The sequence below is a fragment of the Stenotrophomonas ginsengisoli genome (assembly GCF_001431485.1).
GTDB lineage: Bacteria > Pseudomonadota > Gammaproteobacteria > Xanthomonadales > Xanthomonadaceae > Stenotrophomonas > Stenotrophomonas ginsengisoli.
The window spans coordinates 25,669-51,109 of the sequence record NZ_LDJM01000005.1 but is presented as its reverse complement, the minus strand read 5'-3'; the positions used below and the strand labels follow the sequence as shown (position 1 = coordinate 51,109).

The 25,441-nt window shown below is 66.6% G+C and carries 24 protein-coding genes and 1 pseudogene; 7 read left to right on the top strand and 18 right to left on the bottom strand.

Going from position 1 to position 25,441, the window contains the following annotated elements; genetic code table 11:
- Window positions 1-1,004, top strand: a 1,004-nt coding sequence (locus ABB30_RS01460) for a methyl-accepting chemotaxis protein (protein WP_245626392.1), incomplete at its 5' end; no start/stop codon positions are given.
- Window positions 1,005-1,237: 233 nt separating this feature from the next.
- The gene (locus ABB30_RS16855; RefSeq protein WP_057636467.1) at window positions 1,238-3,037 is read left to right on the top strand and encodes a methyl-accepting chemotaxis protein; all 1,800 of its coding nucleotides are present in this window, start codon (window positions 1,238-1,240) and stop codon (window positions 3,035-3,037) included.
- Window positions 3,038-3,090: 53 nt separating this feature from the next.
- On the opposite strand, the gene ABB30_RS01450 is transcribed toward ABB30_RS16855, so the two are convergent.
- From ABB30_RS01450 to ttcA, 3 genes are all read right to left on the bottom strand, one after another.
- Entirely contained in the window at window positions 3,091-3,939 is an 849-nt protein-coding gene (locus tag ABB30_RS01450) for a M48 family metallopeptidase (RefSeq protein ID WP_425477364.1), read from the bottom strand.
- Window positions 3,926-4,834, bottom strand: a complete 909-nt coding sequence (locus tag ABB30_RS01445; RefSeq protein ID WP_057636466.1) for a recombination-associated protein RdgC — start codon at window positions 4,832-4,834, stop codon at window positions 3,926-3,928. Before ABB30_RS01445 ends, ABB30_RS01450 begins: the two co-directional genes overlap by 14 nt.
- Window positions 4,835-4,903: 69 nt before the next feature.
- Window positions 4,904-5,815, bottom strand: a complete 912-nt coding sequence (gene ttcA / locus ABB30_RS01440) for a tRNA 2-thiocytidine(32) synthetase TtcA (RefSeq protein WP_057636465.1) — start codon at window positions 5,813-5,815, stop codon at window positions 4,904-4,906.
- Window positions 5,816-5,938: 123 nt separating this feature from the next.
- On the opposite strand from ttcA, the gene ABB30_RS01435 reads away from it, so the two are divergent.
- Window positions 5,939-6,103, top strand: a complete 165-nt coding sequence (locus tag ABB30_RS01435) for a YdcH family protein (RefSeq protein WP_152980491.1) — start codon at window positions 5,939-5,941, stop codon at window positions 6,101-6,103.
- Between the two features lie 307 nt (window positions 6,104-6,410).
- Here the strand turns inward: ABB30_RS01435 and plsB are convergent.
- The 4 genes and pseudogenes from plsB to ABB30_RS01415 all read right to left on the bottom strand — a co-directional run.
- Window positions 6,411-8,996, bottom strand: a pseudogene (gene plsB, locus ABB30_RS01430) (glycerol-3-phosphate 1-O-acyltransferase PlsB); the annotation flags it as partial.
- Between the two features lie 8 nt (window positions 8,997-9,004).
- Entirely contained in the window at window positions 9,005-9,985 is a 981-nt protein-coding gene (locus tag ABB30_RS01425) for a hypothetical protein (protein ID WP_083489610.1), read from the bottom strand.
- 91 nt (window positions 9,986-10,076) lie between these two features.
- A complete protein-coding gene (gene pyrF, locus ABB30_RS01420) occupies window positions 10,077-10,802 on the bottom strand; it encodes an orotidine-5'-phosphate decarboxylase (protein ID WP_057636463.1) in 726 nt (241 codons plus the stop codon).
- On the bottom strand, window positions 10,799-11,683 hold the full coding sequence (locus ABB30_RS01415; RefSeq protein ID WP_057636462.1) for a 5'-nucleotidase, lipoprotein e(P4) family: 885 nt from the start codon (window positions 11,681-11,683) through the stop codon (window positions 10,799-10,801). Before ABB30_RS01415 ends, pyrF begins: the two co-directional genes overlap by 4 nt.
- A gap of 104 nt (window positions 11,684-11,787) precedes the next feature.
- Here ABB30_RS01415 and ABB30_RS01410 point away from each other — a divergent pair, with 104 nt between their 5' ends.
- Window positions 11,788-12,459, top strand: a complete 672-nt coding sequence (locus ABB30_RS01410; RefSeq protein ID WP_057636461.1) for a YceH family protein — start codon at window positions 11,788-11,790, stop codon at window positions 12,457-12,459.
- A gap of 84 nt (window positions 12,460-12,543) precedes the next feature.
- Here the strand turns inward: ABB30_RS01410 and ABB30_RS01405 are convergent, their stop codons facing one another.
- From ABB30_RS01405 to ABB30_RS01390, 4 genes are read right to left on the bottom strand one after another with little or no spacing between them, the layout of a single operon-like run.
- Entirely contained in the window at window positions 12,544-12,858 is a 315-nt protein-coding gene (locus ABB30_RS01405) for a hypothetical protein (RefSeq protein ID WP_057636460.1), read from the bottom strand.
- 60 nt (window positions 12,859-12,918) lie between these two features.
- A complete protein-coding gene (locus ABB30_RS16020) occupies window positions 12,919-13,398 on the bottom strand; it encodes a hypothetical protein (RefSeq protein WP_152980490.1) in 480 nt (159 codons plus the stop codon).
- 33 nt (window positions 13,399-13,431) lie between these two features.
- Window positions 13,432-13,989, bottom strand: coding sequence for a GNAT family N-acetyltransferase (locus ABB30_RS01395; RefSeq protein WP_057636458.1), 558 nt, complete (start codon window positions 13,987-13,989; stop codon window positions 13,432-13,434).
- 22 nt (window positions 13,990-14,011) lie between these two features.
- Window positions 14,012-15,997, bottom strand: coding sequence for a UvrD-helicase domain-containing protein (locus ABB30_RS01390; protein WP_057636471.1), 1,986 nt, complete (start codon window positions 15,995-15,997; stop codon window positions 14,012-14,014).
- Between the two features lie 81 nt (window positions 15,998-16,078).
- Here ABB30_RS01390 and ABB30_RS01385 point away from each other — a divergent pair, with 81 nt between their 5' ends.
- Window positions 16,079-16,825, top strand: coding sequence for an SEL1-like repeat protein (locus ABB30_RS01385; protein ID WP_057636457.1), 747 nt, complete (start codon window positions 16,079-16,081; stop codon window positions 16,823-16,825).
- A gap of 44 nt (window positions 16,826-16,869) precedes the next feature.
- Window positions 16,870-17,490, top strand: coding sequence for a thymidine kinase (locus ABB30_RS01380; protein WP_057636456.1), 621 nt, complete (start codon window positions 16,870-16,872; stop codon window positions 17,488-17,490).
- Between the two features lie 4 nt (window positions 17,491-17,494).
- Here the strand turns inward: ABB30_RS01380 and ABB30_RS01375 are convergent, their stop codons facing one another.
- From ABB30_RS01375 to ABB30_RS01365, 4 genes are all read right to left on the bottom strand, one after another.
- On the bottom strand, window positions 17,495-18,157 hold the full coding sequence (locus ABB30_RS01375; protein WP_211263429.1) for an alpha/beta fold hydrolase: 663 nt from the start codon (window positions 18,155-18,157) through the stop codon (window positions 17,495-17,497).
- Entirely contained in the window at window positions 18,158-18,286 is a 129-nt protein-coding gene (locus ABB30_RS16850; RefSeq protein ID WP_275452391.1) for a hypothetical protein, read from the bottom strand.
- Window positions 18,287-18,386: 100 nt separating this feature from the next.
- Entirely contained in the window at window positions 18,387-19,199 is an 813-nt protein-coding gene (gene mutM / locus ABB30_RS01370) for a bifunctional DNA-formamidopyrimidine glycosylase/DNA-(apurinic or apyrimidinic site) lyase (protein ID WP_057636455.1), read from the bottom strand.
- A 34-nt stretch (window positions 19,200-19,233) separates the two neighbouring features.
- Window positions 19,234-19,623: an EF-hand domain-containing protein gene (locus tag ABB30_RS01365; protein ID WP_057636454.1), complete on the bottom strand. Its 390-nt coding sequence runs from the start codon at window positions 19,621-19,623 to the stop codon at window positions 19,234-19,236.
- 125 nt (window positions 19,624-19,748) lie between these two features.
- On the opposite strand from ABB30_RS01365, the gene ABB30_RS01360 reads away from it, so the two are divergent.
- A complete protein-coding gene (locus ABB30_RS01360) occupies window positions 19,749-20,582 on the top strand; it encodes an ABC transporter ATP-binding protein (RefSeq protein WP_057636453.1) in 834 nt (277 codons plus the stop codon).
- A gap of 72 nt (window positions 20,583-20,654) precedes the next feature.
- Here ABB30_RS01360 and ABB30_RS01355 read toward each other — a convergent pair whose 3' ends face one another.
- The 3 genes from ABB30_RS01355 to ABB30_RS01345 form a co-directional block, all read right to left on the bottom strand.
- Window positions 20,655-21,866 (bottom strand): DUF4785 domain-containing protein, encoded by a 1,212-nt coding sequence (locus tag ABB30_RS01355; RefSeq protein ID WP_057636452.1) that lies wholly within the window; start codon window positions 21,864-21,866, stop codon window positions 20,655-20,657.
- Window positions 21,867-21,877: 11 nt separating this feature from the next.
- Window positions 21,878-22,756, bottom strand: a complete 879-nt coding sequence (locus ABB30_RS01350) for an Hsp70-binding protein (protein ID WP_245626391.1) — start codon at window positions 22,754-22,756, stop codon at window positions 21,878-21,880.
- A 213-nt stretch (window positions 22,757-22,969) separates the two neighbouring features.
- Window positions 22,970-25,264: a TonB-dependent receptor gene (locus ABB30_RS01345; protein ID WP_057636450.1), complete on the bottom strand. Its 2,295-nt coding sequence runs from the start codon at window positions 25,262-25,264 to the stop codon at window positions 22,970-22,972.
- Window positions 25,265-25,441 lie beyond the last annotated feature (177 nt).

Genomic DNA, 25,441 nt, shown 5'->3' with positions numbered 1-25,441 from the left:
ACCAGCGCCTGCCGGCCTTGCCCGGCCAGGGCTTCACCCAGACCCTGACCAGCAACATCAACCAGCTGCTGGACACCATGGGCACGGTCACCAGCGAAGTGCGCCAGCTGCTGGCCGCCCTGGCCCAGGGCGATCTCGGCTTCCGCATGCAGGGCAACTATGCCGGTGACCTGGAGGCGATGAAGGCCGACGCCAACCTCACCGCACAGCGCCTGAGCCAGATGGTCCAGGCCATCCGTTTCAGTGCCAACAGCATCCACGTGGCCGCCCAGGAAATTGCCAGCGGCAACGAGGACCTGTCCGCACGTACCGAGCAACAGGCCGCCAACCTGGAGGAAACCGCCGCCTCGATGGAGGAGCTGACCTCCACCGTGCGCCACAACGCCGATTCCTCGCAGCAGGCCAGCACCCTGGCCGGCAATGCCGCCGATGTGGCCATGCGCGGCGGCCAGGTGATGACCCAGGTGGTGCAGACCATGGGCCAGATCGAGCAGTCCTCGCGCCGGATCAGCGACATCATCGCCCTGATCGACGGCATCGCCTTCCAGACCAATGTGCTGGCCCTCAACGCCGCGGTGGAAGCGGCACGCGCCGGTGAACAGGGCCGCGGCTTTGCCGTGGTCGCCAGCGAGGTGCGCAGCCTGGCCCAGCGCAGCGCCACCGCTGCGCGCGAGATCAAGCAGCTGATCACCGACTCGGTGGAGCGCATCACCCACGGCGCCAGCCTGGTCAACCAGGCCGGTGGCACCATCGACGAGGTGGTCGGCTCGGTGCGCGATGTGGCCGGCATCGTCAGCAGCATCTGCGCCGCCTCGCGCGAACAGAGCATGGGCATCGAGCAGGTCAGCACCTCGGTGATGCACATGGACTCGGTGACCCAGCAGAACGCCGCCCTGGTCGAAGAAGCCACCGCCGCCGCCCGCGCCCTGCAGCAGCAGGCCGAGCAGCTCACCGCTGCCGTAGCCATGTTCCAGGTCGGGCAGACGGCCGACATCGACGCCTGAGCCGGCACCGCCTGCCGGCATGCCATGACCACGGGCCGCACTGCGGCCCGTGGTTTTTTTGTATCCGGCCAACCCTCACGCAGAGGTCACAAAAAGCAATACAGGGCAGCCGACCGGCGGTACTCAGCCCTTGCCAGCGGCCGCCGATAGAACCGGAACAGTCATCGCCAATGCGGCGCTGACCGGGCGGCCGGCCTGCCCTGCCGCGATCCCCCTTGTCCTGCGCAGAGAGCATGCCGATGTCCATTGTGATCAACAGCCGCTCCGCCCCGCTGCCTGCCGATGCGGCGCTCTCGCGCCGGCAGCAGACCCCGATCCGTTTCCTGCTCGGCCTGATGGTGGTGGCCGCGGTGCTGGCCATCGGCAACGGCCACTGGCCGGCATTGCTGTTCAGCCTGCCGGCGATGGCCTTGTCCTGCGTGCTGCTGCTGCGCCTGAACGAGCAACGCCGCCTGCTCGGTGCCAGCGATGGGCAGCTGCAGGCGCTGGTCGGCCTGGTCCAGGACGGCAGCCCGCTGCCGGACAGCCTGCGTGACCTGCAGCCGCCGCACGGTTCGCTGGCCCATGCCCTGCTGCGCCATGGCCGCCTACTGGCCGACACCGGCAATGCTGCCGGCAGCGAGCACGAGGAAAACCTGAAGATCCGTCAGGCCCTGGATGTATCGACCACCGCGGTGATGATTGCCGACCGCGAGCATGTGATCCGCTACCTCAACAAATCCATGCGCGCCATGCTCAACAATCAAGGTGACGTACTGCGCCAGCGCTGGCCCAACTTTGATGCCGACAAGCTGGAAGGCACCACCATCCACCAGTTCCACACCAACCCGGACCGCATCCGCGGCATGCTGCAGCAGCTGCGTTCGATGCACCACGGCAAGGTCAGCATCGGCCACGTGCACTTCAGCCAGCTGATCACCCCGCTGTTCAACGACGAAGGCCAGACCGGCTTCATCGTCGAGTGGACCGACCAGACGGAGGAACTGGCCATCCAGGGCCAGGTGGCCAGCATCATCGAGGCGGCCTCGCGTGGCGAGCTGGACCAGCGCATCAGCGCCGATGGCGAGATCGCCTTCCTCAAGACCCTGGCCGGCGGCATCAACCACCTGCTGGACATCCTCTCAGGCACCCTGGGCGAGGTACGGCAGATGTTCGGCTCGCTGGCTGACGGCCAGCTCGGTGCGCGCATGCACGGTGAGTACAACGGCGTGTTCGCGCAGATCCAGAGCGATGCCAACACCACTGCCGAGCGCCTGAGCGACATCGTGCTGCGCATCCAGAGCTCGAGCAACACGCTGGAGGAAGTGGCCGCCGAAATTGCCGCCGGCAACGAGGACCTGAGCCAGCGCACCGAACAGCAGGCGGCCAACCTGGAAGAAACCGCGGCCTCGATGGAAGAGCTGACCGCCACCGTGCAGCGCAATGCCGACCATGCCGGCCAGGCCAATGCACTGGCCATCGATGCGGCCGGCGTGGCCCGCCACGGCGGCGAACTGGTGCAGACGGTGGTGACCACCATGCACGGCATCGAGCAATCCTCGCGGCGCATCGCCGACATCATCTCGGTGATCGACGGGATTGCCTTCCAGACCAACATCCTGGCCCTGAATGCAGCGGTGGAAGCGGCACGTGCCGGCGACCAGGGACGCGGCTTTGCGGTGGTGGCCGGCGAGGTGCGCACCCTGGCCCAGCGCAGCGCCACCGCGGCCAAGGAGATCAAGGGCCTGATCGACGAATCGGTGCACCGCGTCGATGAGGGCGCGCGCGAGATCAACCAGGCCACCACCACCATTGCGCGGGTGGTCACCCAGGTCGAACAGGTCACCGACCTGATGGGGCAGATTGCCGCCGCCTCGCGCGAGCAGAGTGACGGCATCGGCCAGGTCAGCCAGACCGTGACCCAGATGGACCAGACCACCCAGCGCAATGCCGCCCTGGTGGAGGAGGCCACGGCCTCGGCGCGGCTGATGCAGCAACACGTGCGCGGCCTGCGCGAGGCAGTGGCGGTATTCGGACAAGGGGACCGGCGCTGAGCGCCAAGGCGGAGGAACTGGTGGTGGCCTGAAGGCGCTCGGGGGAGTTGCGCTCAGGCCACCGCCAGCAGCTGGCGCAGGCGGTACTTGACCCGCCGGCCATGCTCACCGAGCCAGTCACGCTGCTGCGGCCAGTCCGGCAGGCGGGCACTGACCTCGGCCCAGAACGCCGGTGAATGATTGGGCTGGAGCAAATGACACAGCTCGTGCACCAGCACGTACTGCAGCGCCGCCGGCGGTGCCAGCACCAGCGACAGATCCAGTGCCACCGTGGCATCGGGCGCCAGCGAGCCCCAACGCGAACTCATCTGCTTGAACACGAAACGGCGAGGCGCGCGCGGCAGGCCGGGCAACCAGCGTGCAGTTTCCGGGCCGATCAGGCTGCGGGCCTGGGCCAGATAGAAATCGGACAGGGCACGGGCCAGGGCCGCCTGGCCGGCACGCGGGCTGTAGTGGAACTCAAGGCTGCCATCGGCGGCCAGCAGCACATGGGTATGCCGGGCCGGCAGCCAGTGCACCGCGCGTTCGCTGCCCAGCAGCGGCAGCTGGGTGGTCTGCGTGATGCGCAGCGCCTCGTGCTGGCCACTGTCATCCACCTGCAGGGCGGCCAGCTGGGCCAGCAACCATGCCCCGTTGTCGCGCACGAAGGCTTCGGCGGACGCCTGGCTGGCCCGCAGCGGCATGCTCAGGCGCGGCCCGCGCTCATCCACCACCAGGCGCATGCGCCGGCAGCGGGGGTCGCGCAGGCGCTGGATCTGCAGCGGCCTGCCTTCCACCTCCAGCTGCAGCACATCACGCACGCGTGCGGTGGCCTTGGGCCGGGCCCGGGCGGCCGCTTTGCCACTGCCGGCAGCCGCCCGCCGCAACAGGCGGCCCAGCAGGCCGGGCTCAGGCGTCGGCACGGCTCAGCTTGAAGGCCTCTTCCAGGATCTGGAACAGGCGGCGGATCTCTCCGCTCTGCAGCGCGAAGCGCGCTTCGAACTCGACCCGGCGGCCTTCGCCCTCGCTGTCTTCCAGCTGGTCCAGGGCGCCGTCCAGGAACTTCAGCTTGCGCACGATCAGGTCATCGCCAAGCACGAAGGACACGTTGTCCTCGAAGGTCAGTGCCAGCCTGGTCACCTGCTTGCCGGCATCCAGGTGCTTGTCGATCTCGGCACAGCGCAGTTCCTGCTTCTGGCACTTGATCACCGCACCGCCATCCATCGGATCCTTCAGCTCGCACTCCTCGCCCAGTTCCAGGCCGGCCGGCATCGGCTCGCCGGCAATCCAGCTGGTCAGGATCGAACGCGGGGCGATCTCGGCGTTGACCGGCATCGCCGGGAAGCTGCCGAGCAGGCCGCGCACATCGCTGACCACGCTCTCGGCGGTCTTGCGGCTGGAGGTATCCACCGCGATGTAGCCGTGCTGCAGGTCGATCAGCGCATCGGTGCGCGAGGCCTTGACGAAGGCGCGCGGCATCAGCTCGTGCAGCAGGTCATCCTTGATCCGCTTGCGCTCGCGGCCGCCCGGACGACGCGCTTCCTTTTCCTCGATCTCCTCGACCTTGCGCGCGACCAGGTCATTGACCACCACCGCCGGCAGGATCTTCTCCTGCGAGCCGACGGCCAGCCACAAGGCATCGCCCTGGCGCTGGGAGAACTGCTCCTTCTCTTCGCGGCCGTACGGGGACACAAAACCACGGCTGGTCATTTCCAGCGGGCCGACGTCCTTGAGCAGGGCGTGCGGCAGGAAGGTCTCGACCTCGGAAAAATCCACTGCAGTGGGAAAACGGAAGAACGTCAGGTTCTTGAAGAACATAGTCTTGCCTGTGAATGCGTTTGGGAAAGTGGCCGCGCCAGTCAGTGGCAACGCAGGCCGGAAAGGAAATCAGGCCGGTACCGGGTCAGCCCCGTCGCTGGCCGGGCTGTCGGCCAGCCAGGCCCCGGCAGCCGCCTGGGCGGCGTCATCACGACGGCCCAGGGCCATGAAATCGAACAGGTTGCGATCGGCCAGCTGCGAGGGACGGATGTCACCGAGCGCGCGCGAGATCTGCTCGATCCGGCCCGGATGGTCGCGCTCCCACTGCTGCATCATCAGCCCCACCTGCTTGCGCTGCAGGTTCTCCTGGCTGCCGCACAGGTTGCACGGGATGATCGGGAACTGGCGGCTGTCGGCGTACTCGATGATGTCGGCCTCGCGCACATAGGCCAGCGGGCGGATCACCACATGCTTGCCGTCATCGCTGCGCAATTTGGGCGGCATGCCCGACACCTTGGAATGGTGGAACAGGTTCATGAAGAAGGTGGCCACCATGTCGTCGCGGTGGTGGCCCAGGGCGATCTTGGTCACCCCGTTGGCCTCGGCCCAGCTGTACAGCGAACCACGGCGCATGCGCGAGCACAGCGAGCACATGGTCTTGCCTTCCGGGATCACCCGGCTGACCACCGAATAGGTGTCCTGCTCGATGATGTGGAACGGCACACCGATGCCGCGCAGGTACTCCGGCAGCACATGTTCGGGAAAACCCGGCTGCTTCTGGTCCAGGTTGACCGCGATCAGCTCGAACGGCACCGGGGCCTTCTTTTGCAGCTGCATCAGGATGTCCAGCAGGGTGTAGCTGTCCTTGCCACCGGACAGGCAGACCATGACCTTGTCACCGGCCTCGATCATGCCGAAATCGGCAATGGCCTGGCCAACCTGGTGACGCAGGCGCTTGCCCAGCTTGCTGTGTTCGCGTTCGGCCGCGCGCGCATCGCGCGAGGGCCGGATGGGATCGGGAAGGGAGATGACGGCGCTCATCGGGCCATTCTACCGGCTCGCCTGCGCCCGCACCTGAGCAAGGCGACGCCGGCCCCGGGCTTGGTGTACGGTGCGCCTGTGGACATCACACCGGACAACCTGGCCCGGATCACTGCGCGCCTGATGGCCCTGCGCAGCGAGCACCGTGCCCTGGATGCGGCCATTGCCGCCCTGCCGGCCAACCTGGAAGACGACCTGGAGCTCAAGCGCCTGAAACGGCGCAAGCTGCAGCTGCGCGACTGCATCGCCCAGCTGGAGAACCTGCTGATCCCCGACGAACCGGCCTGAGCCGGCCACTGTCGCGTAGAACATCGCGGCGGGCGCCGCTCCTACCGCGGAAGCGCAACCTCTCGGCCTGTGTGGGAGCGCCTCAAGGCGCGACGCCCGACCGAGCCCGACCTGCCTGCCAAGCACGTCGCGGCGGGCGCCGCTCCCACAAGGAACAGGCAGGCAGCCCGCGCGGCTGTACATGCAAAAAAACGCCGCGCTGTTCGCGCGGCGTTGGGGGTCAGGCTTGTGGGCCGGTGTCCGGCGGTTCCTGGTCCGAGCGGGCGTCGGCTGCCGGCGCCTTGTCGGTCGGTGTCGCCACCGGCTCACTGGCAACGTCCGGCTTGCTGGCCTCCGGGCTGATGCGCTCGATGGTGTGGCGCAGCTCGCGGCCAATGATGAAGTTGGCATCCTTGGCCCAGGCATCCAGGCGCTCGTCGAACAGCAGCTTGCTGCTGGCATCGGGCCAGACCAGCTTGAGCTCGCGCAGCTTCTGGATGAAGCCACGGAACAGGGCCTTGTCGAAGAACTCCGGCGCGGCCGGGGCGTAGAGCAGGCTCAGGCGCTGGGCCGCCTGCTGGCACAGGCCTTCCAGTTCGGAGGCCCCCAGGGTGCCCGGGCCATTTTTCACCAGCACCGAAATGGTGATGTAGTAGCGCTCGAACGCCTGTTGCAAGGAATGGCCGATCGCACGCAGGCGGAACACCTCGTCGGTCTGCCCGGACGAACGCGCCAGCATGTCCTCGTCCTCGTCGCCCACGCGCTGCAGCAGGCCTTCGCGCTCGAACACGCTGATGGTGCGGTCGATGCGCTCGACGAACTCCTCCTCGCTCCACGGCAGGAACAACTCGCCCTGCAGGAACGGATACAGGCGACGGCCCACGCGCTTGAGCGCGGTGCGGCTCATGCGCCTGTTGTTCTGGAAGCAGCAGGCCACCCACGAGGCAGCGGTGAACAGGTGCAGCACGTTGTTGCGGAAATAGCTCAGCAACACCGCATTGTCACCGGACACCGTCAGCACATCGCCCAGCGGGTGCTTGATGCGCTGGAGCACGCCGATCTCCTCGGCATGGGCAATGATGCGCTCGGCGCTGTGCGGGGTGACGGTGATGCGGTCCGAATAGGGCATCTCCTCCAGCACCTGCTTGCTCAGCTGGATCTGCGCGATCAGGTCGGCCTCGCCCATCGCATGCTTGGGCGTGGACAGCAGGGCCAGGGCCAGCAGGTTGATCGGGTTGACGTCGGCCGCGCCATTGACGCGTTCCTGGATGGTGCGCGCCAGGGTGTCCACGGTGTCGCCCAGCCAGGCCGGCTTTTCCGAATCAGCCACCGGGTTGCCGTCCCATTCCGGGGCCTGCACGGCGAGCACGTCGTTCAGGGCAATCGGCTCGCCGAAATTGACCACGACCTGGCCGTAATTGGACTTGAGCACCTTGGGGATGCCCCAGATCAGGCCCCAGATCGATTCCTTTTCCTTCGGCCGGCCGGTCAGTTCATCCAGGTAGCTGTTGCCCTCCATCAGCTTTTCGTAGCCGATGTAGATGGGCTGGAACAGCACCGGCTTGCGCGGCTGGCGCAGGTAGCCACGCACGGTCATCGAGATCATGCCGCCCTTGGGCTTGAGCAGGCGGCCGGTACGCGAACGCCCGCCCTCGATGAAGTATTCGATCGAATAGCCACCGGCCATCAGCTGGCCGACGTATTCGGAAAACACCGCCGAATACAGCGCATTGCCGCGGATCGAGCGGCGGATGAAAAACGCACCGCCCTTGCGCAGCAGGGTGCCGACGATGGGCAGGTTGAGGTTGATGCCGGCGGCGATATGCGGCGGCACGATGCCGCGGTCATACAGCAGGTAGCTCAGCAGCAGGTAGTCCATGTGGCTGCGGTGGCTGGGCACGTAGACCACTTCGTGCCCGGGCGCAGCGGCCTTGAACTTGTCCAGGTGGTGGACCAGCACGCCGGCATAGATGCGGTTCCACACATGCGACAGCATGAAGCTGGCCGAACGCACCACCGGGGTGGAGTAATCGGCCGCGATTTCCCAGGCATAGGCGTGGGCCTTCTTCCAGGCTTCGGCCGGGCTGCTGTTGTCGCGCTTGGCCTGGGCGATGATCGCATCGCGCACCGGCTCAGCCGCCAGCACCTTGTCCACCAGCAGGCGGCGGGTGGACAGGTCCGGGCCGATCACCGACTCACGGATGCGGCGGAAGTGCATGCGCAGCACGCGCTGCAGCTTGCGCACGCTGCGCGCGTGGTCCAGGCCCTCGTCCACGGTCTCGCGCACTGCCACCGGGGCGGCAAAACGCACGATGGTGTCGCGGCCGTTGAGCAACACCGAGAGCATGCGCCGGAAGCGGCCGACCAGGGCCCAGTTTTCCGAGAACAGCACCGCAAACCAGCCGGTCTGCTTTTCCGGGGCACGGCCGACGAAGATGCTCACCGGTACCAGGCGCACGTCCAGGCCCGCATCACGCTGGTGGGCCTGCAGCAGCTTGCTCAGCGAATCGGAGTGGGTGCGCTTGGCCTTCTTCTCCGGCATCAACGGGTTGAGCGGGTTGGCCGAGCTGCGCCGCGACAGCGCCAGGTAGCCACGCTTGCGCCCGAGCAGGTCCCCCGGCAGCGGGATCAGGGCCGACGGCAGGCCGGCATCCTGGCAGGCCTTGTCCAGGATCAGGGCATTGGACAGGCCGTAATCTTCCAGCACATAGACCACCGGACGGCCATCCGGGTCCACCGCATGTTCGGGCGTTTCAATCTTCAGTGACAGCCAGGGTGCGATCACCCGGCCGAGCAGGCGCGCCCACAGCGGGCGGCGGCCAGTACGTGGCACGATAACGGATGAAGCCGGCGACAAGGCCGGCTCGCTCGGTGGCTGGCCCTCACCGGAGGGCAGAGAATTCGGGTTCGACATCGGGCACATTATGGCCCAGAGGCCATTTGTGCGTCCTGCACGTCGGTTTGCGCAGGCTCCGTGCCCGCATCATCGCTGCCCTGCGCCGCGGCCGGCGGTGCCTGCAGTTGGCGCGCCTGGGCGGCGGCATCCAGGATGCGCTGGGCGTCATCCAGGTTCTGCTGCATGTACCAGCGGCCATCGATACGGCGCATCTGTGCCTTGAACGACACCGCCTGCTCCCCCAGCGTGTACTGCACCTGGACCAGGGCCTGGTCGCCCTGTTCCTGCAGCAGGCCCACCTGCAGCCCGGCCAGGCTCTGGCGCAGGTCCAGGCCATAGCGGGCAAACATCTCGAACATGGCCAGTTGCAGGCCGGACAACCGCTCCAGGGCCGGCTCCATGCCAGCCGCCTGCAGGGCGGCGGCGCCATCCAGGCCACTGCTGTGCGCGGCCTGGGTCAGCCCGGCGATGGTGGCCTGGGCCAGGGCCGGATCACTCAGCGGCGCCTGCCCGGCCCAGCGGCTCAGGCCCAGCACCAGCTGGCGGTAATGCTCGCGCTGCAGCTCGCTGTAATCGCCCTGGTGGCTGACGTACTGGGCACCGAACATGCCCAATGAATGCGCGGTCTGGCGCAGGTTGGTGGCCTGGCCCTCGAACTGCGCCTTGAACACGCGTTGCAGTTCGGCCTCGGCATCCTCGGCGGCCAGCACCTCCAGCAGGCCGGGCAGATGTTCATCCAGCGGCAGGCCGGTCAGCGGCCACAGGCTGTGCCCTTCGGCCCAGGCCTGACCCAGTGCCTGGTGGGTGGACGGCGGCACCGCAGCGCGCGAAAAACCGACCAGATCCCCCTTGTGCAGGTAATCGGCCAGTTGCCGCACGGCGGCAGCCGGTTCGGTCGCCGCCCCCTGCAGCGCCGGCGGCTCATTTCGGCCACACCCGGCCAGCAACAACATGCCCACACTGGCCAGCCACCAGTGGCGCACGGAAAAAGACCCACGGCTGAGCATCGATGTTCCCCCTAAGACAAGCCCGGGCATCGTGCCCAAACCGGGTGACGGCCCGCAAGTGAGCCGTCACCAGTCTGTGCCGCAGTGCCGCTTATGCGCCGTGACGGGCGGCGGCAATCTCGGCCTGGATGGCCAGTGCCGCCGCACGCGGGTCAGCGGCCAGGCGGATCGGCCGGCCCACCACGATGGCATCGGCGCCATCGTTGAAGGCCTGGGCCACGCCCACGGTGCGCTGCTGGTCATCGCCCACCGGGCCACCGGGGCGGATGCCCGGGCAGACGATGGAGAAACCGGCGCCGGTCGCTGCGCGGATCGGTGCCGCTTCCTGGCCCGAGGCAATCACCCCGTCGATGCCGGCAGCCTGGGCGGCCAGTGCACGCTCGACCACCACCTCCACCGGCTCGCGGTCGATGCCCATCCGGGCCAGGTCAGCACGGCCCATCGAGGTCAGCACGGTCACCGCCAGCAGGCGCATGTCCGCGCTGTTGGCCGCCGCGGCCGCTTCCATCATGCCCGGGTGCCAGCCGTGGATGGTGCAGTAGTCCACCGGCCACTGCGACAGGCGCTTGATCACCCCGCCCACGGTGGCCGGGATGTCGAAGAACTTCAGGTCCACGAAGATGCGCTTGTTGCGCTTGGCCAGCTCCTCGAGCACGTCGAAGTACTCGCCCGAGCCCAGCAGTTCCATGCCGATCTTGTAGAAGGACACCGCATCGTCGAGCTTGTCGATCCACTCCAGGGCCGGCGCCTTGCCCGGTACGTCCAGGGCAAAGATCAGGCGCTCATGGTCGGTCAGCGGCAGCGGGCCGCGGCTCATCGGGCCAGCTCCAGGGCCTGGTGCTTTTTGGCCCGGCGTACGTCGGCCGGCTGCGACCAGTCATTGCCGAAGGCGGCCGGCTCGTAGCCACCGTAGGTCGGGCCCGGCAGCACGAACCAGCGCTGGCCGAACCAGGCCTTGTGGTCGTTGAACAGAGCATCGCGCTCGGCGCGGCTGTTGCTGGTGACCTGGGCCATGTCGGTGATCTGGTCACCGACCTGCAGCAGCACGCGGTACTTGCTGGCCGCAGCAATGCGGCGGCAGCCCTTCTCGCTGCCGTGCGGGGTGCAGCCCGGCACTTCCACGCCCAGGCCGTAATAGTTGGCCTCGTCCACCGGGAAGCCGTAGTGGCGCAGGTTGGCCACGGTGTCGGCCATCATGTCGTGGGTGCGGTTGGAGATGTAGACGATGGTCACGCCCTTGGCCGCAGCCGCCTTGGCGAACTCCAGCGCGCCCGGCACCGGGGTGGCGCGACGCTCGGCCACCCAGGCCGCCCAGCTGTCATTGCCGTAGCTCTTGCCATCGACCACCAGGCGGGCCTGGTAGGCGGCGTTGTCGAGCATGGTTTCGTCAATGTCCACGATCACCGCTGGCGGCAGGGTCGGCTTCTGCAGTTCGGCGCCCTCGCCCGGCAACAGGGCCGTCCACGCCGTATCGGCCAGGGCCACATCCAGCTGGGCCTGCGCGGCGCGCCAGGTCTGGGTGGTCAGCGCGCTGTATTCCTGCGCGGTCTGCACCCACAGCACGGCATTGAGGTTGTCATCGGCAGCCACCACAGCGGCGGGGCTGGCCACCGGCGCACTGCGCGGTGCAGTGGAGGCACAACCGGCCAGCGCCAGTACAGCGGCGGCCAACAGGGTCAGGGTCGGGGTACGGGTCATGGCACAGGTCCGGACTACTGGAAAGGCGGCCATTTTAACGGCACTGGCGGCGACGGCGGGCGCCGGCGGTTATCCTTGCCGCCCCTGCCGGCTGGAGCCTGCCCATGAGCCAGAACCTCGACCACACCCCCACCCTGCCCGTGCTCGACACCGCCCAGGCCCGCGTGCTCGGCTGCCTGGTCGAAAAGCAGGCCACCACCCCGGATGTCTATCCGCTCACGGTCAACGCCGCGCTCGGCGCCGCCAACCAGAAGACCGCACGCGAGCCCCTGCTCAACCTGGAACAGGGCGCGGTGCATCGCGCACTGCGCGATCTGGAAGGACTGGGCCTGGCCCGGCAGCAGTTCTCCAGCCGTGCCGAGCGTTACGAACACCGCCTGGACAGCGCCTTCAACCTGACCCGCCAGCAGACCGCCCTGCTGGCCCTGCTGTTGCTGCGCGGGCCGCAGACCATCGGTGAGCTGTTTGCCCGCAGCGAGCGCCTGCACAAGTTCGCCAGCGCCGAGGAAGTAAGCCACCAGCTCGAACGCCTGTGCTCGCGCCAACCGGCCCTGGTCCTGCAGCTGCCGCGTGCTGCCGGCCAGCGCGAGGAGCGTTATGTGCACCTGCTCAGCGGCGAGGTGGATGCCGCAGCCCTGGCGGCCAATGCACGCAGTGCGGCCCCGGTGATGACCGGCAGCGACACCACTGCCTTGGAAGAGCGTGTGGCCGCGCTGGAAGCCAGCGTCGCCGCCCTGCAGCAGCAACTGGAACAACTGCAGACCCGGCTGGCCTGAAAATACCGCCGGCCATGCCGCCATTGAAAAACCCGCGCCGGAGATGCGCGGGTTTTTTGTTGCCTTGCAGATTGTATTACCCGCTCATCCGGGCAGGAAAAACTCCAGCTTTCCGCAACCGCTGCAGGCATACGCATCAAATTCCTCGCGGTTGTCCAACAGATGCCCCAGGTCACCCAGCACACCCGACAAGCGACTGCCCTCGTGGAATTTCATCCGCCGTACGAACTGCATCGGCTGCTGGCAACGCAGGCAATCCAGCGCACGGACACCGGCGGCATCCACATCCACCCGCTTGAAATCCGCCGAGGCCGGTGAGCCATCCACATGGGTACCGCACTTCCAGCAGCGATCGAAACCGGTTTCGATGACTTCATTGCACTTGCTGCAGTTATCCATGGCTATAAGTGACCCAACGCGTTGCTATTGAAAATAGAAGGGACAATCAGGCGAAACATTTCAACTGTCAATCACACCGGCAGTTTTTGCTCGCCACAGATGCCAGAAAACCAGGAAAGATGCCAGGACCACACCGGGGGAAACAAACAGAAGCGCCACCAAACCAGCGCCATCTTTGACCGGCAGCATCCAGGCCGTAGAAAGGATCACCCCGGAAACCGGCCAGACCCAGTGCAAACGGCGTCCCTTCAACCAGGCGACATTCATCTCAGCAAGAATGAACCAGGAAAACAACGAAAGAAAAAGCATAAGGAGGAAGCACCACTCAAGAAATGAAATGGAATTCGGATTAAAAATCCCAATAAAAATCCCTCCGAAAGCCGGGAATGAAAGTGTTGAATGAAGAATGATGCCCGGGACACAAAGCACCCACACCAATACCGAAATGGAAGTACGCAACTTCATACCTACTCCCTTGGCACGTCCTTCACCATTATCAACCAACCTCACCGAGGCCTCGGATAAATCAATTTTTTGCACAGCGCACATCCTTATCTGGACTGACCATGGCCACTACCCTAAAAACGCTACCACTGGCGCACGCCACAGCAGCTTTCGCAGTACCTGTTCGCTGCCCGGCAGGCAGGTGGTGCCATCGGCGATGAAGCCGAGCTTGTGCAGCAGGGCCAACGAACGTGTGTTGTCCATGCCGACAATGGCATACACCCCTGCCAGCTGCAGGTCATTGGCCGCATGCTGCAACACTGCGGCCGCCGCTTCGCGGGCATAGCCATGGCCTTCGTGTTCGGCCAGCAAGGCATAGCCGATATCCACCCCGGGCAGGCTGGGCCGGCGCAGCAGGCCGGCCATGCCCAGCCACTGGCCATCACTGTGACGCTCGATCGCCATCAGGCCAAAACCATGCTCACGGTAGCTCGCAAACGGGCCGTGCTGCAGATAACTGCTGACATCGCCCTCGCAACGCACCCCGCGGTCACCGATGTGGCGCAGGAATCCCGGCTGGTTGAGCAGGCGGCACAGCTGGTGGGCGTCTGGCGCATCGTCACGCAAGGGCCGCAGCAGCAGGCGCTGGCTGTGCAGTGATACCGGCAATGCAGGCGGGGCAGACATCACGGGCATTCCTGTGGCTTTATCAGTCAAACAAGGCCTGGATCGCGGCCAGGCCGGCCTTGGCACGTTCCTGCTTGTGCGCGGCATCGGCCACCGGGTCGGCGCCGTCGCGCTGCATTTCCGCCGCCGGGATCTCCTCGAAGAAACGGCTGGGTTTGAGGCGGATGTGCTCGCCGAACTTGCGGGTGAGCTTGGAATAGGTCATCCACAGCTGGATCTTGGCGCGGGTGATGCCCACGTACAGCAGGCGGCGCTCTTCCTGCAGGTTGCCTTCGTCCAGGCTGACCTGGTGCGGCAGCACCCCGTCCTCGCAACCGACGATGAACACGTACGGAAACTCCAGTCCCTTGGACGCATGCAAGGTCATCATGCGCACCGCATTGCCGCCCTCGTCCTTGTCGTTGCGCGAGAGCAGGGCCAGCTGGCCGGCCATGTCGGCAGCACTGGCACCGCGCGGGCCACGCTCGAACCACTGCGCCAGCTCTTCCAGGTTGTTGGCCCGGCGCTGGTAGGCGGCCTCGTCCTTGGACTGATGGCGCAGCTCGGACAGCATGCCGCTGTCCTTGACCATGCGGCGGATGAAATCCCCCGAAGACAGGCCGGCCATGTCATGTCGCAGCGCGCGCACGATGTCGGTGAACTTGCTCAGGCTGTTGGCCGCACGCGGGGTGAGCTGGGCCAGCGCGCCCATGCTCTCGGCGGCCTGGGCCATGGAAATGTCCTTGTCCATCGCCAGCTCGGCCAGCTTGGCCAGGGTGCCGGCACCGACATCGCGCTTGGGCGACTGCACCGCACGCATGAAAGCGGTGTCGTCATCCGGGTTCACCAGCAGGCGCAGCCAGGCCAGGGTGTCCTTGACCTCCTGACGTTCCAGAAACACCGTACCGCCGGTGAGGTGGTACGGCACGCTGACCATCTGCAAGGCCTTTTCCAGCGGCCGGCTCTGGAAGTTGCCGCGGAACAGGATGCAGAAATCACTCCACGGAATCTGCTTGTTGTTGCCCAGGAACTGGATCTCGGCAGCAACCTTTTCCGCCTCGTGTTCGGAATTGCGGCATTCCCATACCCGGATGCGCTCGCCATCGGCCTGGTCGGACCACAGCGTTTTCAGGTGCTCGTGCGGGTTGTGCGCGATCAAGGCATTGGCCGCACGCAATACGCGGTTGGAACAGCGGTAGTTCTGCTCCAGCTTGATGATCTGCAGGTTGGGGTATTCCACCCCCATGTTGCTCAGGTTTTCCGGGTTGGCGCCGCGCCAGGCATAAATGGACTGGTCGTCATCACCCACGCAGGTGAAATTGCCGGCCGGCCCGGCCAGCTGCTTGAGCAGGCGGTACTGGGCGTCATTGGTATCCTGGCATTCGTCCACCAACAGGTAACCGATGCGCTCGCGCCAGGCCGCAGCGATATCCGGGTTTTCTTCCAGCACCTGCACCGGCAGGCGGATCAGGTCGTCAAAGTCCACCGCGTTGAAGGCGGTCAGGCGGGCCTGGTACAGGCCGTAGATCAAGGCCGCATTGCGCTCGCGGTTGCTGCGCGCCGCCGCCATTGCCTGCTCCGGCGACAGGCCGCCGTTCTTGGCCCGCGAGATCAGGTTCTTCACATCCTCGATGTCATCGGGCTTGGCATTGACCCCGCCACACAGGTCCTTGACCTGGGCGCTGGCGTCATCGGCATCGAAAATGGAGAAGCCACGCTTCAGCCCCACCGCCGCGTGTTCGATCTGCAGGAACTTCAGGCCCAGGGCGTGGAAGGTGCAGATGGTCACCTCGCTGGCCAATTCGCCGCGCAGGCGTTTGGCCACACGCTCGCGCATTTCCTTGGCCGACTTGTTGGTGAAGGTGATCGCCGCGATCCGCCGCGCGGTATAGCGCCCGCTTTCGATCAGGTAGGCGATCTTTTCCACGATCACACGCGTCTTGCCGCTGCCGGCACCGGCCAGCACCAGCAAGGGGCCCTGGGCATGCAGCACCGCAGCGCGTTGGGGGGGATTGAGGAAATCGAGCATCGTCACCATCCGTGCAGAATGGCATTTTACAACCCCTGTGGACTCTCTTACCCTCGCCGTTCATTGTTCGGAAATACGTGAATGCGCCGTCTTTGTCTTCTGGTCTGCCTGTTGTTGCCGCTCACTACCCTGGCCTCCGGCCCCGCCGCCAGCCTGTCTGACCAGCGGGTGATGGCTGTCCCCGGCTTCCTGGATTCCCACCCCGACCTGCGCTTCCGCAAGTGGGCCGTCGATGCCCTGCACCGTCACGAAGTCAGCACCGCGATGGATTACTTCCGCCGCTCCGCCCGCTTTGCCGACAAGCCCTCCCAGGGCTACCTGGCCGAGATGTACTGGCACGGTGTGGAAATGCCGGCCGATCGCGCCCTGGCCCACGCCTGGATGACAGTGGCTGCCGAACGCGGCTATCCCATGTTCGTGGAAATGCGTGAGCGCTTTGCTGCCGGCCTGAGTGCCGAGCAGCGGCAGCGTTCGCAGCGGATCCAGGCAGAGTTGTTCGCTGAATACGGCGATGAGGTAGCCAAGCCCCGCATCGCCGAGGTGCTGCGCCGGGCCAAGCTGGAGTTGACCGGCAGCCGCACCGGCTCGCAGGTCAGCAACATGGACATCCAGTACGAATCGGGCGGCATGGCCCGCACCATCAAGGGTTCGGAGTACTACGCACCGAAATACTGGGATCCGGTGGAATATCACCGCTGGCAGGACGCCACCTGGGAGAAGGTGCCGGTGGGCACGGTCGATGTCGGCCTGCCGCAGAACCTGCCGGCCTCCTCGCTGGAGCCGGTGCTGCCGCAGACCCAGCCGCCGGTGCCGCCGACCAACCCGTAAGCAAAACAGTGAGCGCCGTGCGGCAGGAGGTAAAATCCCTGCCCATGGCCAAGCTCTACTTCTACTACTCGGCGATGAACGCCGGAAAATCCACCACCCTGCTGCAGAGCGCGCACAACTACCGCGAGCGCGGCATGCGGGTGGCGATCCTGACCCCGCGTCTGGATGACCGCGCCGGTGCCGGCGTGGTGGCCTCGCGCATCGGCCTGCGTTCGGACGCCATCGCCTTTGCCCACGACGCCGACCTGGAACAGCTGATCGGCCGCGACATCGCCGCCCACGGCAAGCTCAGCTGCGTGCTGGTGGACGAGGCCCAGTTCCTGTCCCGCGCCCAGGTCTGGCAGCTCTCCGAGGTGGTGGACCAGCTGCGCATCCCGGTGCTGTGCTACGGCCTGCGTACCGATTTCCGCGGCGAGCTGTTTGAAGGCAGCCAGTACCTGCTGGCCTGGGCCGACGAGATGCAGGAGATCAAGACCATCTGCCATTCGGGCAAGAAGGCGATCATGAACGTGCGTGTCGACGCCCAGGGCCATGCCGTGCAGGACGGCCCGCAGGTGGAGATCGGCGGCAACGAACGTTATGTGTCGGTATCACGCGCCGAGTTCAAGAAGGTCACCCAGGGCCAGGGCGCGATCGAACCGCTGCAGGACGTGCTGCCGCTGTAACCGATCAGGCCTGGGCAGCGAGGAAGTCGACCACCGCCGCGGTGGTCTGCTGCGGCTGCTCACGCTGCGGCACATGGCCACAGCCGGGCAGGATCAGCAACTCGACCGATCCGCCCACACCGGCGGCAATCGCCTGCGGGAAGGCCACCGAGCCGTATTCATCGTCCTCGCCATGGATCACCAGTGCCGGGCAGCGCACCTGCGGCAGCACGGCGGCCAGTGACCAGTCGGCAAAGCCGGGCGCGGTCCAGGTATCGATCCAGGCCGACAGCACCCAGTCGCTGCGCTCGCCATGCCAGCGGCCCAGGCGGGCGCGCTGGTCCGGGTCGGCGAAGGCCTGCCTGGCCTGCTCGATCCCGGCCAGGGTACGTGGCTGGACGAAAGCCTGGGCAGCGATGCTGACCACCGCCATGCAACGCGGGGCCAGGCTCGCCGCCAGGGACAGGGCCATGGCCCCGCCCACACTGTGGCCAAGCACCGCGAACTGGCCCACACCCAGGCCATCGAGCACGGCCGGTGCCACGCTCTGCGCCTGGTCGGCGATGAAATCCGGCCCCAGGGGCTGCTGCTGCACGCTGGAGGCACCAAAACCCAGCCGGTCATAGGCAATGACCCGCCGCCCGCAGGCCCGGGCCAGCAGGTCCGGCCAGTCACGCCACTGCGCCACCTAACCCAACGAGTCATGCAGCAGCAACAGGGGCGCGCCGCGCTCCCCGGCCGGCTGCCAGGTGCGTACGAACACTTCGCCACCGGGCACGGCCACATAGTGATCGTGCTGCACCACCTGCTCGCTCATCACCGCTTCCATACGCACAAGAATGGATGCAGTCTGCCCGATCGCCCGTGCCGGCGGAAGCTTCTCCGCCTGTCAGCCAGGCGCGCCCCCTGGCGCCGCTCTAGCGCTGGCAGTGGCCGCACCAGACGCTGGCGCGCTGGCCGATCATCGCGTGCTTGAGCGGCCGCCCGCAGCCCGGGCACGGCTGGCCATCGCGCCCGTACACCAGCAGCTCCTGCTCGAAGTAGCCGGGCAGGCCATCGGGGCTGATGAAGTCACGCAGGGTGGTGCCGCCGCGCTCGATCGAATAGGCCAGCACGTCCTTGATGTGGCCTGCCAGACGCAGGTAGCGCTCGCGCGAGACGCCGCCGGCCGGGCGCAACGGGCTGATCCCGGCCAGGTACAGGCTTTCGGCGGCGTAGATGTTGCCCACCCCGACCACCACCGTCTGGTCCATCACGAAGGTCTTCACCGCCGCCTTGCGGCCACGGCTGCGGGCAAACAGGTAATCCCCATCGAAGTCCTCCGACAGCGGCTCCGGGCCGAGCCCGGCCAGCAGTTCGTGGGTGGTGCCGGCCGCCTGCCACAGCACCGCACCGAAGCGGCGCGGGTCGTTCAGGCGCAGCAACTTGCCGTTGTCCAGGCTGATGTCGACATGGTCGTGGCTGCGCAGCGGGGTATCGCCGGGCAGCACACGCAGGCTGCCGGTCATGCCCAGGTGCACGATCACGCTGCCCAGCGGGGTGTCGATCAACAGGTACTTGGCCCTTCGGCGTACCGCCAGGATCGGCTGCCCGGCCAACAGGGCATCCAGATCGGCCGGGATCGGCCAGCGCAGGTTGGCCCGGCGGGCAATCACGCCGTGGATGCGGCGGCCTTCCACATGCGGGGCCAGGCCACGGCGGGTGGTTTCGACTTCAGGCAATTCAGGCATGCGCCGATTGTACCCAGCGCCTGCCTGTGCCGGCTCAGCGTGGCGGTGCGGCCAGCTCGGTGGCGCTCAGATAGCCATCGCCATTGGCATCCTGGCGGGCAAAGCGCTGGGCGATCTGCGCCACATGGGCGGCATGGGTGATCGGCCTGCCGCGCCCACCGGGCAGTTCGTGCGGGCTGAGCACGCCGTCGCCATCGCGGTCCATCTGCGCAAAGCCGTAGCCCATCCAGGCCTGGTATTCATCCAGGCTGATGCGCCCATCGCCATCGCTGTCCATGCGCTGCAGGTAACTGCCGGTGCTCTCCACCGCCGGCCGGCCACCGTCGGCGGGTTCCTGCGCCAGCAGCGGGATGCTGGCCAGCAGCGCCACCACGCCAGCAGCGATGCCGCACGACCACGATTGCCTGCCCAGTGCTGCCCTCATCGATGCGATCTCCCGCACAAAAATCACCGCAAGGCTGCCACAAATGCAGACAGGATTGCCGCGGCAAGGCCACACTGGCCGGTCACCGCCCGGCGGTGAGCGTTGTCCCTTCGTCTGGAAACTGCATGAGTCCGTCCCTTTCCTCCGGCCCGGCCGCCCCGTTGATCCAGCTCGACCAGGCCCACGTCATCCGTGGCCAGGTGCGCGTGCTGCACGGCCTGAGCCTGGCCATCGCCCAGGGCCAGCACACCGCCCTGCTCGGCCCCAATGGCTGCGGCAAATCCTCCTTCATCAAGCTGATCACCCGCGAGCTGTACCCGCTGGCGCGTGGCGATGGCCTGCCCGCGGTGCAGGTGCTGGGCCAGAGCCGCTGGCAGGTGGACCGCCTGCGCAGCCAGCTGGGCATCGTCAGCGGCGACCTGGAAGACGCGCTGGCCGACCAGCACGGCCTGGATGCCCTGGCCGCGGTGGTGTCCGGTTTTTTTGCCAGCCACGTCATCCCCGGCCACAAACAGGTCAGCGATGACATGCGCGACCAGGCCCTGGCGGCCCTGGCCCAGGTCGGTGCCCAGGCGCTGGCCGAGCGCCCGTATGCGCAGCTGTCGGCCGGCCAGCGGCGACGCGTCCTGATCGCCCGCGCCCTGGTCAACAAGCCGCAGGCCCTGCTGCTGGATGAGCCGTCCAGCGGCCTGGATGTGGTGGCCCGCCAGCACCTGCTCGATGCCCTCTCGCAACTGGCCCGGCAGGGCATCACCCTGCTGCTGGTCACCCACCACATCGAAGAGGTGATCCCGGAAATCGAACGGGTGCTATTGATGCGCGATGGCCGCATCCTGGCCGACGGCCCACGCCAGACGGTGCTGCAGGACGGGCCGCTGTCGGCCGCCTTCGATGCGCCACTGCACATCCATCAACACGACGGCCAGCTGCAGGTACGGGTGCTGCCGCTGTCAGCCTGAGCCAGGCGCCGGGCCTGCACATGAAAACGGCGCCGGCTCGGCCGGCGCCGTCCTGTCACCGGCAGCGCTGGATCAGAAACGCAGCGCGCGGGCGCGGCGCTCGATCGGGGCCATCCGGGTCTGGTCGTGCAGCTCGACCTCACGCAGCTCGAACGGAGCGCCGTAGCCGGCCGGCAGGGCCACGTCGGCAAACGACAGCCCCAGCTGGCCAGTACCGGCCTTGTTGAACCAGGCCGCGCTGTGGCCCTGGGCCACCGGGCGCAGCACGCCGTCACTGCCGGTGGCAAACAGGGTCGCGCGCACCTCGTAACGGCCCGGCGCACCGAGCTGCAGCGGGAAGCGCACATCACCCGGATTGGCGGCACTGATCGCCCCGGCAATGCGCGCAGTCGGCCGGCTCACGGCGAAGGCCAGGCGGGTATCGCGGGCAATCCCGCCCTGCTCGGTGAACACCTGCAGCTCCCACAGCCCCGGGGTGTCACTGCCCTGCTCAGGCAGGGCCACGTTGGTGCTCAAACCGCCGCTGCGTCCTGCCTGCAACGGCACCTCCCAGGTGCGGCCGTCCGGTGCCACCAGCAGGCCCTGGCCGGCCAGCGGGGCGGCCACCAGGCGCTTGGCCAGGCTGGCCGGGGCGGTCTGCTCGCCATCCATGTCCACCTGCAGGTTGATCCGCGAACCGGCAAAGGCGACATGGCGGTCGGTACGCGCACGCAGCACCACCGGGCTGTTGGGCTCGAGCACCTGCAGCACGTACTGGCCCTGGCCATCGGCGGCCTGCAGACGGTAACTGCCGATGTCGGCACTCTCCAGCTTGAGCAGCTGGGTGCCCGGGGCGACGGCCATCCCGGCCTGCTGCAGCTGGGCACTTTCAAACTGGCGGGTGCTCATCACCTGGTTGGCGGCATCACGCACCTTCAGGCTCTGCGCCGGCAAGGCGCGTGCCCCGGCTCCCGGGCTGAGCTGGACCACCGCGCCGGGGGCGGACAACTGCAGCTCCACCCCGCGCTGCAGCTCGGCCGCATCCACGGTGCGCCAGAAACTGCGGCTTTCCATCACTTCCACCGCCGGCGCATTCACCGCATCGGTCGGGTCCAGTGCCCAGGCAAACTGCACCGGTGCACGCTCGAACTGGCCCGGCGGCAGCGGTGCGGACACCACACCGGCGCTGGTGCGGTCACCGGCGCTCAGCGCCGGCAGGGTCTTGTCGATCAGGCTGGCGCTGCTGGCCCAGGCACCGGAGGTGGCGCCTGCCAGGGCCAGGGCGATCATCAAACGGGTCTTCATCGCAGGAGTCCTCACAGGTTCACGTCCGCGCGCAGGATGGTGTCCAGGTTGAAGCAGTTGCGCCGGCTCTGGCCATGGCTCAACGGCTCACCGTCGCGGGTGCGGTTGATGTCCCGGAACCACACCGTGCCGGCCGCCGACTGACTGGTGCAGTTGAGGAAGCCGTCGGAGCAGGCCGCCAGCCAGTTCTGGGTCGCTTCCAGGCCGACATTGGAGGCATAGCCACCGCAATAGCTGTCGTTGTCGAACGGCGAGGATTCCACGTCGGTGCCCACCACCGCGCGGAACGGCTTGGGCAGGGCCGGGCGGCCGGAGGTGCCGTACAGGTTGTTGGCGTTGTAGGTGGCCATCCAGCTGACCTGCTGCATGCGCACCGCATCGCTCTTGTAGCCCAGCAGCCAGCCCAGGGCCTGCTCGAACACATTGCCGTTCATCACCGCATCGGCCAGCGGGGTGCCGGCCGAGGACGGTGCCAGGGCGTTGACCTTGCGGGTCTTGGCAATGATGTTGGGGTAACGGCTGTCCCAGGTCGGGTTGGACAGGATCCAGCGCATCACGTTGCCGCCGTTGGAGTGGGTGATCACCGTCATCGAGGTGATGCCACGGGCATTGATGAAGCTGGTCAGCTGGGTGGCCAGGCAGCCGGCCGCCTCGCTGGTCCACATGTAGGCTTCGAAGTTGCAGTTGATGACCGCGTAGTTGGCGCTGTTGGGCAGGCCGGCGCGCACCGTGTTGACGATCGCCGGCTCCCAGTAGTTGTTCAGCGCATCGGTCTGGTGTCCGGTGCCGTGCACGAATACCACGCCGCGGTTGGCCTGGGCCTGGTTGACCCCCAGCAGGCCGAGGGCCAGCAGCCCGGCACAGGCCAGGCGTTGCATTGCAATTGCCATATCCCCTCCATCAGTGGATCGATCCGGCCGGGTGGGGATCCCCCTTGAGGCCCCGCCCCGGGCACGGCGATGCCGTGCGCGTCGATTCTGTGTCGATTCGGGATTATGAATACGTGCACGGATCACACTCCGGCACTCCCCGGCCCGCCGCCGGATACGACAAGGGGCGCGGTTGCCCGCGCCCCTTGTCCCCACTTACCAGCTTGTGATGTCTCAGAAGCGGGTCTTGAACTCCACACCCACCACGCGCGGCTCGTTGATGAAGCCGGTGCGGTTGTTGAAGTCGATCGCGCCGGTGGCACGGATCTGGTTGGTGATGTTGCGGCCGTACAGGGCCACGTCGTAGTCACCCTGGTTCCAGCTGTAGCCCAGGCGCAGGCCGCCTTCGGTCAGCGACTTGCCGGTGAACTCCTTGGATTCATACAGGAAGAAGTTCACGTCGCTGCGGTAGGCCCAGTCGGTGAACACATAGAACTCACCGGCATCGCCCACCGGGGTGGACCAGCGCGCGGTCAGGTTGTGGGTCCACTTCGGTGCCTGCGGCAGCGAGTTGCCGTTGATCAGGGCCTTGCCGTTGACATCGACCGGGTCGGTCACGGTGCAGGCAAAGCACGGTGCCACGGACAGGCTGGCGTCCTTGATTTCGGTGTGGTTGTAGCCGCTGCCCAGGGTGACCAGCAGGGAGTCGGTCAACCAGGCCTGCATGTCGATTTCAAAGCCCTTGCCGGTGCTCTTGTCGGCATTGAGCAGGATGTTGGCATTGCCGGTGGAACCACCCACGGCGGTGAGCTGCTGGTCCTTGACCTCGTAATGGAACACGCTGGCGTTGATGCGGGCGCGGTTGTTCCAGAAGTCCGCCTTCATGCCCAGCTCGAAGGACAGCACGGTTTCCGGCTCGGCAACGGTCTTGTCGTTGAAGGCACCGGCCGACTGGATCGAGCTGCCACGGAAGCCAGTGGCGACGCGGCCATAGACGTTCACATCGTCATTGATGGCGTAGGTGGCCGAGGCGTCCCAGTTGAACTTCTTGTCCTTGGTCGAGGCGCTCAGGAACGGGTCCACCGCATCGCCATTGGCATAGGCCAGCTGCTGGGCAGCCAGCAGGCCAGCCAGGTCGCACTTGGCCGACAGGAAGCACGGCGAGAAACCGGTGTTCCAGTAATCCTTGACGATCAGGTCCTTCTCATCGACGGTGTAGCGGATGCCGGCACGCAGCTCCAGCTTGTCGGTGGCCTGGTAGTTCAGGCCGCCGAACACCGCCCAGGCGTCGTTGGTCTGGTTGATACGTTGGAAGCCGTCCTGCACCGATCCGTTGGTGCTGTCATAGCTGACGCTGTCCACGTCGTAGTCTTCGCTGAAGTAGAACACGCCTGCCTGCCAGTTCAGCGGGCCGCTGTACTGCGACTCCAGGCGGAATTCCTGGGTGAACTGCGAGTGGTTCGGGATGCCGTCGGCCGTTTCCGAGGCAAACGGCACATCGGCGGTGTAGTACTCGTTGGTGCCGTCGATGTCACCGACGCTGAAGGTTTCCAGGGTTTCAAAGCCGGTGATGGAGTGCAGGCGGTAGTTGCCCAGGTCCCACACCAGGCGGGCATTGGCGCCCTGGCTTTCCAGCTCGGAATGGTTCTGGCCGTCGATGGCGATGCTGTTTTCGTCAAAGCCGTCGACAAAGTCATTGCTGCCCGGCTTGAAGATGTTGCCGCGGAACAGGCGTGCGGTGCCGTTGAGGCGGCGGGCATGGGCGCCGAACAGGGCCTCGAAATCCTCGCCTTCGTACAGGAACTGCACGCGGGCGGCGGATTCGTCATAGCCTTCCAGGCCGTCGTTGGGGCCGGTGCCGGTGTTCTTGACCCAGTCGTCGCGGCGCTGGTACAGCATCGAGGCGCGGGCCGACCAGCGCTCGCTCAGGGCGCCGCCGACGGCGCCTTCCACATTCCACAGGTTGTCGCTGCCGTAGCCGACCTTGCCGTAGCCCTCGAACTCCTGCGACGGACGCACCGAGTCGAACTTGACCACGCCGGCCGGGGTGTTGCGGCCGAACAGCGAGCCCTGCGGGCCGCGCAGCACTTCCACCTGCTGGATGTCGAACAGCGGGAAGCCCTTCAGGATCGGGTTTTCCTGCACGATGTCGTCATACACCAGCGACACCGGCTGGGAGGTGTTCATGCGGAAATCGGTGTTGCCGTAACCGCGGATGTAGAAGCGCGGGAAGGCACGGCCGAAGGACGATTCGATGTTCAGGCTCGGCACGCGGCCGGACAGGAAGCGGATATCGGTGCCGCCGGAAACCAGGGCATCGAGCTTTTCGCCGCTGACGGTGCTGATCGATACCGGCACGTCCTGGATGTTTTCGGTCTTGCGTGCAGCGGTGACGCTGATGGTGTCCAGGGTGGCCGCCTGCTGTGCGGCGTTGTCCTGTGCCATGGCAACGGCCGGCAGCAGGGTCGCCAGAGCGACGACGAGGGGACGCACGACCGGCTTACGGACGTGGGCAGAGCGGGACGACATGGACATGCCAGGAACCTTCAAGTTGTGGACGACACCGGTCTTCGGTGCCTTACGGGGCGAAATTGTTGCAGCACAACACCGACGTCGCAATGCCACACCTATTCATATTTCCTTCCGGCAATGGCCCGGCCATACCCTGGCCCTACACTGTGCCCTCCCTTCCCCTTGCCGAGCGCC